11 protein-coding genes are annotated in these 12974 nt (G+C 60.5%); 10 read left to right on the top strand and 1 reads right to left on the bottom strand.

Annotated features, from left to right (window positions below; translation table 11 throughout):
* Positions 1 to 23 precede the first annotated feature (23 nt).
* The 5 genes from rpmA (at position 24) to PSH86_RS26165 (ending at position 5721) form a co-directional block, all read left to right on the top strand.
* Entirely contained in the window at positions 24 to 281 is a 258-nt protein-coding gene (rpmA, locus tag PSH86_RS26185) for a 50S ribosomal protein L27 (protein WP_003205738.1), read from the top strand.
* 190 nt (positions 282 to 471) lie between these two features.
* Positions 472 to 1695, top strand: a complete 1224-nt coding sequence (gene cgtA / locus PSH86_RS26180) for an Obg family GTPase CgtA (RefSeq protein WP_039593902.1) — start codon at positions 472 to 474, stop codon at positions 1693 to 1695.
* Positions 1696 to 2020: 325 nt separating this feature from the next.
* Entirely contained in the window at positions 2021 to 3139 is a 1119-nt protein-coding gene (proB, locus tag PSH86_RS26175; protein WP_176689619.1) for a glutamate 5-kinase, read from the top strand.
* 9 nt (positions 3140 to 3148) lie between these two features.
* Entirely contained in the window at positions 3149 to 3604 is a 456-nt protein-coding gene (locus tag PSH86_RS26170; RefSeq protein WP_003205733.1) for a CreA family protein, read from the top strand.
* A gap of 80 nt (positions 3605 to 3684) precedes the next feature.
* Entirely contained in the window at positions 3685 to 5721 is a 2037-nt protein-coding gene (locus tag PSH86_RS26165) for a toxin-antitoxin system YwqK family antitoxin (protein WP_305485928.1), read from the top strand.
* 226 nt (positions 5722 to 5947) lie between these two features.
* Here the strand turns inward: PSH86_RS26165 and rpsT are convergent, their stop codons facing one another.
* On the bottom strand, positions 5948 to 6226 hold the full coding sequence (gene rpsT, locus PSH86_RS26160) for a 30S ribosomal protein S20 (protein WP_003185593.1): 279 nt from the start codon (positions 6224 to 6226) through the stop codon (positions 5948 to 5950).
* A 254-nt stretch (positions 6227 to 6480) separates the two neighbouring features.
* Between rpsT and murJ the strand changes: the two genes are divergently transcribed.
* The 5 genes from murJ to fkpB all read left to right on the top strand — a co-directional run bounded on the left by murJ (position 6481) and on the right by fkpB (position 12868).
* Positions 6481 to 8019, top strand: a complete 1539-nt coding sequence (gene murJ / locus PSH86_RS26155) for a murein biosynthesis integral membrane protein MurJ (RefSeq protein ID WP_116833487.1) — start codon at positions 6481 to 6483, stop codon at positions 8017 to 8019.
* A 130-nt stretch (positions 8020 to 8149) separates the two neighbouring features.
* Positions 8150 to 9088 (top strand): bifunctional riboflavin kinase/FAD synthetase, encoded by a 939-nt coding sequence (gene ribF / locus PSH86_RS26150; protein ID WP_162893867.1) that lies wholly within the window; start codon positions 8150 to 8152, stop codon positions 9086 to 9088.
* Positions 9089 to 9101: 13 nt separating this feature from the next.
* The gene (gene ileS, locus PSH86_RS26145; RefSeq protein WP_163856561.1) at positions 9102 to 11933 is read left to right on the top strand and encodes an isoleucine--tRNA ligase; all 2832 of its coding nucleotides are present in this window, start codon (positions 9102 to 9104) and stop codon (positions 11931 to 11933) included.
* Positions 11926 to 12438 carry a signal peptidase II gene (gene lspA / locus PSH86_RS26140; protein ID WP_109756384.1) on the top strand — a complete coding sequence of 171 codons (513 nt, stop codon included), beginning with the start codon at positions 11926 to 11928 and terminating at the stop codon, positions 12436 to 12438. The genes ileS and lspA overlap by 8 nt, the downstream gene beginning before the upstream one ends.
* Positions 12431 to 12868 (top strand): FKBP-type peptidyl-prolyl cis-trans isomerase, encoded by a 438-nt coding sequence (gene fkpB / locus PSH86_RS26135; RefSeq protein ID WP_116833486.1) that lies wholly within the window; start codon positions 12431 to 12433, stop codon positions 12866 to 12868. The genes lspA and fkpB overlap by 8 nt, the downstream gene beginning before the upstream one ends.
* Positions 12869 to 12974: the final 106 nt, after the last annotated feature.

The following is a 12974-nucleotide window of genomic DNA, read 5'->3' as shown; positions in this document are numbered from 1 at the left end:
TCCTCACTAGGAGAATTGAACTCATGGCACACAAAAAAGCTGGTGGTAGTACCCGTAACGGTCGCGACTCAGAAGCCAAACGCCTTGGCGTGAAGATGTATGGCGGCCAGGCTATCAAAGCAGGCAACATCATCGTGCGTCAGCGCGGCACCCAATTCCACGCTGGCTACGGCGTTGGCATGGGCAAGGATCACACCCTCTTCGCTAAAGTCGAAGGCGTGATCAAGTTCGAAGTAAAAGGCGCCTTCGGTCGTCGTTACGTAAGCGTTATCGCAGCTTAATTGCGAGACCGCTGGAAAAGCCCTGTCTTGCGACGGGGCTTTTTCGTTTGTGGGGTGAGTCTCTTGCAAAACTGTTTGTATGGGCTGTCGGCGCTGCGGTTGGGGCGTGTCATCAGGTCGCTGCGCTCATTTTTGCAAGAGTCTTATGTCTTGTTTTTTTGGCTCGTCCGTATGGCGAGAGGCGTGTGTCATGAAGTTTGTTGATGAAGTATCGATTCGAGTGAAGGCCGGCGACGGCGGCAATGGTTGCATGAGTTTCCGTCGGGAAAAATTCATTGAAAACGGTGGCCCGAACGGCGGTGATGGTGGCGACGGCGGCTCGATCTATATGCTCGCCGACGAAAACCTCAATACCCTGGTGGACTACCGTTACACCCGGCACTTCGATGCCGAGCGTGGCTCCAACGGTGGCAGCACCGACTGCACCGGCAAGAAGGGTGAAGACCTGATCCTGCGCGTGCCGGTCGGCACTACGGTGATCGATTCCGCCACCCAGGAAGTGATTGGCGACCTGACCAAGGCTGGCCAGCGTCTGTTGGTCGCCCATGGCGGCTGGCACGGCCTGGGCAACACCCGTTTCAAATCCAGTACCAACCGTGCGCCACGCCAGACCACGCCAGGCAAGCCGGGCGAGCAGCGTGACCTCAAGCTGGAAATGAAAGTGCTGGCCGACGTGGGTCTGCTGGGCCTGCCGAACGCCGGTAAAAGTACCTTCATTCGCTCGGTGTCGGCGGCCAAGCCGAAAGTCGCTGATTATCCGTTCACCACCCTGGTGCCGAACCTGGGCGTGGTCAGTGTCGATCGTTGGAAGAGCTTCGTGATCGCCGATATTCCGGGGTTGATCGAAGGCGCTTCCGAGGGCGCGGGCCTGGGCATTCGCTTCCTCAAGCACTTGTCCCGTACCCGTCTGCTGCTGCACCTCGTGGACATGGCGCCATTGGATGAAACCAGTGCCGCCGATGCCGCCGAAGTCATCGTCAACGAACTGACCAAGTTCAGCCCTGCCCTGGCCGAGCGTGACCGTTGGCTGGTGCTGAACAAGTGCGACCAGATCCTCGAAGAAGAACACGAGGAGCGGGTCAAGGAAATCGTCGACCGCTTGGAATGGGAAGGTCCGGTCTATGTGATCTCGGCCATCGCCAAGGAAAACACCGAGCGCCTGTGCCACGACATCATGCGTTACCTGGAAGATCGCGCCGACCGTCTGGCCAACGATCCGGCCTACAAGGAAGAGCTGGCCGAGCTCGATCAGCGCATCGAAGACGAGGCTCGTGCCCAGTTGCAGGCGCTGGACGACCAGCGTGCCCTGCGTCGCAGTGGCGTGAAGTCGGTCCATGACATCGGTGATGACGATTGGGACGAAGAGGATGTGGATGACGAAGACGGTCCGGAAATCATCTACGTTCGCGACTGATCGTGTGCTGATGTCACTCAACTGAAGCCAAGACCTGTGTGGGCGAATCTGTGGGAGCAAAGCTTGCTCGCGATAGCGGTTTGCAGCCAGCAAAGGTGTTGGATGTGACGAGGCCATCGCGAGCAAGCTTTGCTCCCACAGGCTCACTCCCTCAAGGATTCTTGGGGACAGGTTTAACTGGTCCTGCGCGGTGTTATCATCGCCGGCAAGCCGGTTCCCAAGGCGCCGCTCATTCGAGCGGCGTTTTGGTATCTGTAAAACGCAAATACGAATAATCCCATGGGCGGCGCTGGGTCGCGCCGTTCGCTGGCAAAGGTTGAAGATGATGCGGAGCAAGGTGACGGGTGCGCGGCGCTGGGTCGTGAAGATCGGCAGCGCACTGCTGACGGCGGATGGCAAGGGCCTGGATCGCCAGGCAATGGCGGTGTGGGTCGAGCAGATGGTGGCCTTGCATGAGGCTGGCGTCGAGCTGGTATTGGTCTCTTCGGGGGCTGTGGCGGCCGGTATGAGCCGTTTGGGCTGGACGTCGCGACCCAGCGCGATGCACGAATTGCAGGCCGCTGCCGCCATCGGCCAGATGGGGTTGGTGCAGGCTTGGGAATCGAGCTTTGCCGAGCACGGTCGCCATACGGCGCAGATCCTGCTGACCCACGACGACCTGTCCGACCGCAAGCGCTACCTCAATGCCCGCAGTACCTTGCGCGCGCTGGTGGAGCTCAAGGTCATCCCGGTGATCAACGAGAACGACACGGTCGTCACCGACGAAATCCGTTTCGGCGATAACGACACACTGGCCGCGCTGGTGGCGAACCTGGTGGAAGCGGACCTGCTGGTGATTCTCACGGATCGCGACGGCATGTTCGACGCCGACCCGCGCAACAATCCGGATGCCAAGTTGATCTACGAAGCCCGTGCCGATGATCCGGCACTGGATGCGGTGGCGGGCGGTACCGGTGGTGCGCTGGGCCGTGGCGGCATGCAGACCAAGTTGCGTGCGGCGCGTCTGGCCGCGCGTTCCGGGGCGCACACCATCATTGTCGGCGGTCGGTTGGAGCGGGTGTTGGATCGCCTGAAGGCGGGCGAGCGCATCGGCACCTTGCTTTCCCCTGAGCGCGGCATGCTGGCGGCACGTAAGCAATGGTTGGCCGGGCACCTGCAAACTCGTGGCACCTTGGTATTGGACGAAGGCGCGGTCGCGGCTTTGTCCCAAGGCAACAAAAGCCTGCTGCCGGTGGGGGTGAAGCTGGTCCAGGGCAGTTTCCGTCGTGGCGAAATGGTGGTGTGCGTAGCGCCGGACGGTCGTGAGATCGCTCGTGGCCTGGCCAACTACAGCGCCCTGGAGGCGCAGAAAATCATCGGCCAGTCGTCTGATGCGATTGTCGGTCTGTTGGGCTACATGGCTGAGCCGGAATTGGTTCACCGTGACAACCTGATCCTCGTCTAAGGAAAAATCATGGGTTTGGCAAAAGGATTGATTGGCTTGCTGCTGGCAGTGCCGCTGCTGGCTTCGGCCGAGGAGATCGGCCAGGTATCGACGGTGTTCAAGTTTGTCGGGCCGAACGACCGGATCGTGGTCGAGGCGTTCGATGATCCCAAGGTGGATGGCGTGACCTGTTATCTGTCGCGGGCCAAGACCGGTGGCGTGAAGGGTGGCCTGGGCCTGGCCGAGGATCGTGCCGAGGCCTCTATTGCCTGTCGTCAGGTTGGCCCTATCAGCTTCAAGGGTGAACTCAAGGATGGCGAAGAAGTGTTCCGCGAGCGTACCTCGCTGGTGTTCAAGACCATGCAAGTGGTGCGCTTCCTCGACAAGAAGCGTAATACGCTGGTGTACCTGGTCTACAGCGACCGCGTGATCGAAGGCAGCCCGCAGAACGCGGTGACGGCTATTCCGATCTTGCCGTGGCGTTAAGTATCGAATGACGGGCGAGCCGATCGGCTCGCTTTTTAATTTCCATGGATTTGTTGTGCTTTTGGCGCGAAGGGATTCGTATGCGTTCGTTTTTGCTGCTGTTTGTATTGGGTTGTTCCGTTTGCGCCGGGGCGCTGGCCGAGCCGTTTTATGGTGCAAAGCCGCTGGCGCATCCGGTGATAAAAACTTCCCAGGAGAGTGGGGCGACGCTGGCGTTTATCCGCGAGACGGAGGGTGTCGTCGGCTATTCATGCCTGTGCGATTCGCCGGACGGTGTCCCGCAAGTGCTCGACACTTATGGCGATGCGAGCATCGAGTCGGTGTTCTACGCCAGTCTCGACAGTGATCTACAGACGTTGATCGTGTTGTCCCGCATCAAGGGGCAATCTGCACTTCACGGCTATCGCTTCGTGCCGGCCACTGGTGGGTATCGCCGGCTGGAGACGCTGCAACCGGTATTGGATCGTATTGCCGCTGAGCGCAAGGTCCTCACTGCTGCGCTGGTCCAGAAAGAGCTGGGCAAGTTGCCGCCCTACGACTACAGCGCTGTGTTACCCAAGACCGGCATCGCCGAGTTCGACGCGTTGGAGCCCGCGAGTGGCACGCTGGTGGGTTACTTCGGCGTTGATGGTGTCCCGGCGTCTGCGGGGCAGTCGGCAGAGGATCCTCATCGCGACACCTACAAAAAGACCTTCCAGCAGCGCGAAGGTCGATGGCTCACGCTGACTTATGGGCGTGTGCCTCCCCGGGACGAGGATGTGGGCTCTGCCTACCGTGTCAGCAGAATGGCTTGGGAGACCAATCCAAAGGTCTATCAGGGCTCCGAGGATGGGGCCTGGGCGGCCTTGGGCGATGGGCGGCTCTGGGCGCTGGGGTCGTATGTCCAGGGTAAGAGGTCGGGCCAGTGGACTGAATTCGACGAGTCGGGCTACGCGTCCACTGGCGCCTATGTGGAGGGATTGCGCCAGGGGCCGTGGGTCGTCAGTGACGGAGGCACGGTTTCCAAGGGCATGATCGTCGACGATTTTTATGAGGGGCGCTGGACGATAGAAGCGCGGGACGATGGGGAGCAGATGTCGGGCTTCGATACTTACAAGCATGGTGATTTTGACGGGCCATCCGAGCGCGTAAGCCGGGGCGTGGTTGTCCAGCGCGGCGATTTCGTGGCGGGGCAACAACACGGGGACTGGATAATGCCCTGGGGTGAGGGGCGTTATGTGCGAGGTGTGCGAGAGGGTCGCTGGACATTGAAAATGGACGGCGGCGGTATCCAGACTGTGGATTTTGTCGCCGACAAGAAGCAAGGCGAATTGCGCGAAGTGGATGCCGGGGGTGTATTGCGGCTCGTCGAGCATTACCGCGCGGGTGTGCTGGATGGCTTGAAAGAAACCTACGCGGCCAATGGCAAACTCACCTATTCGGCCAACTACACCAATGGTCAGATCGAAGGGCGGGCGCTGACCTACACCGATGACGGTGCGGTGCTGCTTTCAGATATCTCGTGGCGCCATGGTTCGCGAGAGGGCGCTTTCCGTCTCTATCACCCCAATGGTCAGCCCGATACGGTGGCAACCTACGAGGCGGATGAGCCCATTGGTAACGTGCAGTCATTCGATGCGAATGGGGTGTTGATCGCGGACCGGAACTATTGCCACGTACCTGATGGTAAATACACTCGTATCAAGCTTTGCGGCAAGCAACGCGGGGCTTTCAATAATGGTCATTTCGACTCGGAGAGTGATTACCTGTTCGGCAATGAGCAAAGTGCCCGCCATAGCCAGGATGGGCGCAAGGTTCGGGAGGTGTTGCTGGGGCCTGATGATCGCGTGACTCACAACGAGTACTACCCCAGCGGTCAGCTGAAATTCTCCGAGGCCAAGCAGGGCTTTCGCCTGATAACGGTCGAGGGGAAGGAGTACAAGGATTACTCATACGCCAAGCGTGAAGGCGAGACGGTCTACTACTACCCGACGGGTGTGGTTGAGCGCCGCATGAACTTCAAGGATGACAAGATAGTGGGGTGTTACACCGGCTACGATGAGGCAGGCGTGCAGAATTTCCCGCCGCCGGGAGGTTGCCCTCCGCCCAAGCCGGTGGTTTTCAATTTTGGGGAATAGAGTTATCGCGGAGAATGTGGGGTGAGCTCAGGGCTCATGCCCACTGAAGATCCAGTGTGGGAGCGAGCCTGCTCGCGATGAGGGCAGTGCAGTCGCCATCTTCATCGTCTGGCCCGCCGCCATCGCGAGCAAGCTCGCTCCCATAGGAGAAAGGTGCTCTGGTTGGAGGTAGATCGCAGGCAATAAAAAACCGACCCTGAGGTCGGTTTTTTAACGAGCGCGTCGCTTAGGCAGCAGCGGCAACGTTCAGGGCCTTTACGTGGCCATTCAAACGGCTCTTATGGCGAGCAGCCTTGTTCTTGTGGATGATGCCTTTATCGGCCATGCGGTCGATAACTGGCACAGCCAGAACGTAAGCAGCTTGAGCTTTTTCAGCGTCTTTTGCGTCGATGGCCTTGACTACGTTCTTGATGTAGGTACGGACCATGGAACGCAGGCTGGCGTTGTGGCTGCGACGCTTCTCAGCCTGTTTTGCACGTTTTTTGGCGGAAGGTGTGTTGGCCACCGTCGAGCTCCTCGAAAGACTTTTTGGGAAATAGCAAACAAAATAGGCCGCGAATCATGCCGATGAGTTGAAGTCTTGTCAAGGGCGGGTGACGCGTTCCGCTGAATGGCAGGTGCGGCGCACCGAAGGATTTCTTTCCGGCGTGCGACCTGTAAACTCGCGGGCTTTGGCTCTGCACTGTTTAGCGGCGCGGAGTATCGCACAAGTGGGCGCGTTGTTCGCCTGCTGTTTATCGACAGGCAAAAACTCTTTTCATGAATCTGCTCAAATCGTTGGCTGCCGTCAGCTCTATCACAATGCTTTCCCGCATCCTGGGGTTCGTTCGCGATACGCTCATCGCACGGATATTCGGCGCCGGGATGGCCACCGACGCCTTCTTCATCGCCTTCAAGTTGCCCAACCTGTTACGGCGGATCTTCGCCGAGGGGGCGTTTTCCCAGGCCTTTGTGCCGATCCTGGCGGAATATAAAAGCCAGAAGGGCGACGAAGCGACCCGCACGTTCATTGCCTATGTCACGGGGCTACTGACCTTGGTGCTGGCACTGGTCACGGCCGCCGGCATGCTCGCCGCGCCCTGGGTGATCTGGGCCACGGCGCCGGGTTTCACCGATACGCCGGAAAAGTTCCAGCTCACCTCGGACCTGCTGCGGGTGACCTTTCCTTATATATTGCTGATTTCCCTGTCGTCCCTGGCTGGGGCGATCCTCAATACCTGGAACCGCTTCTCGGTGCCGGCCTTTGTGCCAACCCTGCTCAACGTCAGCATGATCGTGTTCGCGGTATTCCTGACACCGTATTTCGATCCTCCGGTGATGGCCCTGGGCTGGGCGGTGCTGGTGGGTGGCCTGGCGCAATTGCTGTATCAACTGCCGCACCTGAAAAAGATCGGCATGCTGGTGCTGCCACGGCTGAACCTGCGCGACAGCGGCGTGTGGCGGGTAATGAAGCAGATGCTGCCGGCGATCCTCGGGGTTTCGGTGAGCCAGATTTCCCTGATCATCAACACCATCTTTGCCTCGTTTCTGGTGGCCGGGTCGGTGTCGTGGATGTATTACGCCGATCGGTTGATGGAATTGCCGTCCGGTGTGCTGGGTGTGGCCCTGGGCACGATCCTGCTGCCAACCCTGGCCAAGACCTACGCCAGCCAGGATCGCCATGAATACTCGCGCATCCTCGATTGGGGCCTGCGCCTGTGTTTCGTGCTGGTGTTGCCGTGTGCCCTGGCGCTGGGCATCCTGGCTGAGCCACTGACGGTTTCGCTGTTCCAGTACGGTCAATTCAATGCGTTCGACGCCTTGATGACCCAGCGTGCGCTGATCGCCTACTCGGTGGGCTTGCTCGGGATCATCGTGATCAAGGTGCTGGCGCCAGGCTTCTATGCCCAGCAGAACATTCGCACGCCGGTGAAGATCGCCATTTTCACCCTGGTGATGACCCAATTGTTCAACCTGTTGCTGATCGGTCCGCTGGCGCACGCCGGCCTGGCCTTGGCGATCAGCGCCGGGGCCTGTCTCAACGCCGGGCTGCTGTTTTATCAACTGCGCAAGCAGAAGATGTATCAGCCGCAACCGGGCTGGGGCAAATTTGGCCTGAAGCTGCTGGTAGCCGTGACGGTGATGTCGGCGGTTTTGCTTGGCGCGATGCATTTCATGCCGGCCTGGGGCGAAGGGCAGATGCTCGCGCGTTTCCTGCGTCTGGGCGTATTGGTCGTCGCTGGTGTGGTGGCGTATTTCGGTATGTTGCTGCTGATGGGTTTCCGTCTGCGCGACTTCAATCGCAAGGCCTTGGGCTGAAGGGGCGGCCCTCGATAATTCAGGGGCGGACGGCGGTTTTGTCGGTTCGATCACTTTGGGGTGCGGTGTTGCCTGTCGTCGGCCGCCGGGTGTGGTTATAATCGGCCACTTTATGAGCAAGAAGCGCGTTATGCAGCTGGTTCGAGGCCTCCACAACCTGCGCCCCCAACATCGGGGCTGTGTCGCCACTATTGGCAACTTTGACGGTGTTCACCGTGGCCACCAGGCTATCCTGGCGCGGTTGCGCGAGCGTGCGCTGGAATTGGGCGTGCCGAGCTGCGTGGTGATCTTCGAACCGCAGCCCAGGGAGTTTTTCGCCCCGGACACCGCCCCGGCCCGGCTGGCCCGGTTGCGGGACAAGCTGCAATTGCTGGCCGCCGAAGGTGTCGATCGGGTGCTGTGCCTGGCCTTCAACCAGCGCCTGAGCAAGCTCAGCGCCGCCGAGTTCGTCGAGACCATCCTGGTGGACGGTCTGGACGTGAAGCATCTGGAAGTCGGCGATGACTTCCGTTTCGGCTGCGACCGGTCAGGGGATTTCGATTACCTGCAACAGGCCGGTAGCGTCCATGGCTTCACCGTCGAAGCGGCGCAGACCGTCGAGATGGGCGGCTTGCGCGTCAGCAGCACCCAGGTCCGCAATGCCCTGGCGGCTGCCGACTTCGAATTGGCCGAGCGCTTGCTCGGCCGGCCGTACCGGATTGCCGGGCGGATCCTGCACGGGCAGAAGCTGGCGCGCCAATTGGGCACGCCGACGGCCAACGTGCAGCTCAAGCGTCGTCGTGTGCCGCTGACCGGGGTGTTCCTGGTGAGTGTCGAGATCGACGGCAAGACCTGGCCCGGTGTCGCCAATATCGGCGTACGGCCCACGGTCCAAGGGGATGGCAAGGCCCACCTCGAAGTACATGTTCTGGATTTTGCCGGCGATCTGTATGACCGGCGTTTGACGGTGGTTTTCCACCAAAAGCTGCGTGAAGAGCAGCGTTTTGCCTCTCTGGAGGCGCTCAAGACGGCGATCCATGCAGATATCGCCGCCGCCCGTGCCCTTGTCGCAACCAGCGCCAATCGCTAATGAAGAGCCTTAAATGACCGACTATAAAGCCACGCTAAACCTTCCGGACACCGCCTTCCCAATGAAGGCCGGCCTGCCTCAGCGCGAACCACAGATTCTGCAGCGTTGGGACAGCATTGGCCTGTACGGAAAGTTGCGCGAGATTGGCAAGGATCGTCCGAAGTTCGTCCTGCACGACGGCCCTCCGTACGCCAACGGCACTATTCACATCGGTCACGCGCTGAACAAGATTCTCAAGGACATGATCATCCGCTCCAAGACCCTGTCGGGTTTTGATGCGCCGTATGTCCCGGGCTGGGACTGCCACGGCCTGCCGATCGAACACAAGGTCGAAGTGACCCACGGCAAGAACCTGGGCGCGGACAAGACCCGCGAGCTGTGTCGTGCCTACGCCACCGAGCAGATCGAAGGGCAGAAGTCCGAATTCATTCGTCTTGGCGTGCTGGGCGACTTCGCCAACCCGTACAAGACCATGGACTTCAAGAACGAAGCCGGTGAAATCCGTGCCCTGGCGAAAATCGTCGAGGGCGGTTTCGTGTTCAAGGGCCTCAAACCGGTGAACTGGTGCTTCGATTGCGGTTCGGCCCTGGCCGAGGCGGAAGTCGAGTACGAGAACAAGAAGTCCTCGACCATCGACGTCGCGTTCCCGATTGCCGATGAAGACAAGCTCGCCGCCGCTTTCGGCCTGGGCAAGCTCGCCAAGCCGGCCGCGATCGTGATCTGGACCACCACCCCGTGGACCATCCCGGCCAACCAGGCGCTGAATGTCCACCCGGAATTCAACTACGCCCTGGTCGACGTCGGCGACAAGCTGCTGGTGCTGGCCGAAGAATTGGTCGAATCCTGCCTGGCCCGCTACAACCTCGAAGGTTCGGTGGTCGCCACCGCGCCAGGTTCGGCGCTGGAGCTGATCAATTTCCGTCACCCGTTCTATGACCGTCTGTCGCCGGTATACCTGGCCGACTACGTGGAACTGGGTGCGGGCACTGGCGTGGTTCACTCCGCGCCGGCCTATGGCGTCGACGACTTCGTGACCTGCAAGAAATACGGCATGGTCAATGACGACATCCTCAACCCGGTACAGAGCAATGGCGTGTACGCGCCGTCGCTGGAGTTCTTTGGCGGCCAGTTCATCTGGAAAGCCAACCCGGCCATCGTCGACAAGCTGACCGAAGTCGGCGCACTGCTGCACACCACTGTCATCGAACACAGCTACATGCACTGCTGGCGCCACAAGACCCCGCTGATCTACCGCGCCACCGCGCAGTGGTTCATCGGCATGGACAAGCAGCCCACCACTGGCGACACCCTGCGCCAGCGTTCCCTCAAGGCCATCGAAGACACCACGTTCGTGCCGGCCTGGGGCCAGGCGCGCCTGCACTCGATGATCGCCAACCGTCCCGACTGGTGCATCTCCCGCCAGCGTAACTGGGGCGTGCCGATCCCGTTCTTCCTGAACAAGGAAAGCGGCGAGCTGCACCCGCGCACCGTCGAACTGATGGAAGAGGTGGCCAAGCGCGTCGAAGCCGAAGGCATCGAAGCCTGGTTCAAGATGGATGCCGCTGAGCTTTTGGGTGACGAGGCGCCGCTGTACGACAAGATCAGCGACACCCTGGACGTCTGGTTCGACTCCGGCACCACCCATTGGCATGTGCTGCGCGGTTCGCACCCGATGGGCCACGAAAGCGGCCCGCGTGCCGACCTGTACCTGGAAGGCTCGGACCAGCACCGTGGCTGGTTCCACTCCTCGTTGCTGACCGGTTGCGCCATCGACAACCACGCGCCGTACCGCGAGTTGCTGACCCACGGCTTCACCGTCGACGAGTCCGGCCGCAAGATGTCCAAGTCCCTGGGCAACGTGATCGCGCCGCAGAAGGTCAACGACACCCTGGGCGCCGACATCATGCGCCTGTGGGTGGCCTCCACCGACTACTCCGGCGAAATGGCCGTTTCCGAGCAGATCCTGCAGCGCAGCGCGGACGCCTACCGGCGGATCCGTAACACTGCGCGCTTCCTGCTTTCCAACCTGACCGGTTTCAACCCGGCCACCGACCTGCTGCCCGCCGAAGACATGCTCGCGCTGGACCGTTGGGCCGTGGACCGTACCCTGCTGCTGCAACGCGAATTGCAGGAACACTACGGCGAATACCGTTTCTGGAACGTCTACTCCAAGATCCACAACTTCTGCGTGCAGGAGCTCGGTGGTTTCTACCTCGACATCATCAAGGACCGCCAGTACACCACCGGCGCCAACAGCAAGGCGCGCCGTTCGTGCCAGACCGCGTTGTTCCACATCAGCGAAGCGCTGGTACGCTGGATCGCGCCGATCCTGGCGTTCACCGCCGACGAGTTGTGGCAATACCTGCCGGGCGAGCGCAACGAATCGGTGATGCTCAACACCTGGTACGAAGGCCTGACCGAACTGCCGCAAGGTTTCGAGCTGGACCGTGCGTATTGGGACCGCGTGATGGCGGTCAAGGCAGCGGTCAACAAGGAAATGGAGATCCAGCGTGCGGCCAAGGCCGTCGGTGGCAACCTGCAGGCCGAAGTGACCCTCTACGCCGAAGACGCCCTGAGTGCCGATCTGGCCCGGCTGAGCAACGAGCTGCGCTTCGTGCTGATCACCTCCACCGCCAGCGTTGCACCTTTCGTGCAGGCGCCGGCCGATGCGGTGACCACTGAAGTCAGCGGCCTGAAGCTCAAGATCGTCAAGTCGAACCACACCAAGTGCGCTCGTTGCTGGCACTGCCGCGAAGACGTTGGCGTGAACCCGGAGCATCCGGAAATCTGCGGTCGTTGCGTGGACAACATCAGCGGCAGCGGTGAGGTTCGTCACTATGCCTAACGTGGCGAGCCGTTTCGGACGGCTGGGCTGGTTGTGGTTGAGCGCGCTGGTCCTGGTCATCGACCAGGCCAGCAAGTACTACTTCGAACACTCGCTGACCATGTACCAGCAGATCGTGATCATTCCTGACTACTTCAGCTGGACCTTGGCTTACAACACCGGGGCGGCGTTCAGTTTCCTGGCCGACAGTTCCGGCTGGCAGCGCTGGCTGTTCGCCCTGATTGCCGTCGTGGTCAGCGCTGTGCTGGTGGTCTGGCTCAAGCGCCTGGGGCGCAATGAGACCTGGCTGGCGGTGGCGCTGGCCTTGGTACTCGGTGGTGCCCTGGGCAACCTCTATGACCGCATCGCCCTGGGCCACGTCATCGATTTCATCCTGGTGCATTGGCAGAACCGCTGGTATTTCCCGGCGTTCAACTTTGCCGACAGCGCCATCAGCGTGGGCGCCGTGATGCTCGCCCTGGACATGTTCAAGAGCAAGAAAACCGGAGAAGCCGTCCATGACTGAGCAGCGTATCGCTCAAAACACCGAAGTGAAGCTTCACTTCGCCCTGCACCTGGAAAACGGTGACACCGTCGACAGCACCTTCGACAAGGCCCCGGCGGTGTTCAAGGTCGGTGACGGCAACCTGCTGCCCGGCTTCGAAGCGGCAATTTTCGGTTTCAAGGCCGGTGACAAGCGCACTGTAGTGGTTCCACCGGAAAATGCCTTTGGTCAGCCCAATCCGCAAAACGTGCAGACCATGCCACGCTCCCAGTTCCAGGACATGGAGTTGTCCCAGGGCCTGCTGGTGATCTTCAACGACGCGGCCAATACCGAGCTGCCGGGTGTGGTGAAGGCATTCGACGACGCCCAGGTAACCGTGGACTTCAACCATCCGCTGGCGGGCAAGACCTTGAGCTTCGAAGTGGAAATTATCGAGGTCAAGGCGCTTTAAGGTTTAACGGGCAGTGGCTGCCCCCACAATTCCTGTGGGAGCGAGCCTGCTCGCGATAGCTGAGTCCCAGCCACCGTCAAGCTGACTGATCCACCGCATCGCGAGC

Source organism: Pseudomonas sp. FP2300 (assembly GCF_030687595.1).
GTDB lineage: Bacteria > Pseudomonadota > Gammaproteobacteria > Pseudomonadales > Pseudomonadaceae > Aquipseudomonas > Aquipseudomonas bijieensis.
The sequence above is the reverse complement of the archived record's forward strand: the minus strand, read 5'-3'. Positions and strand labels throughout refer to the sequence as shown.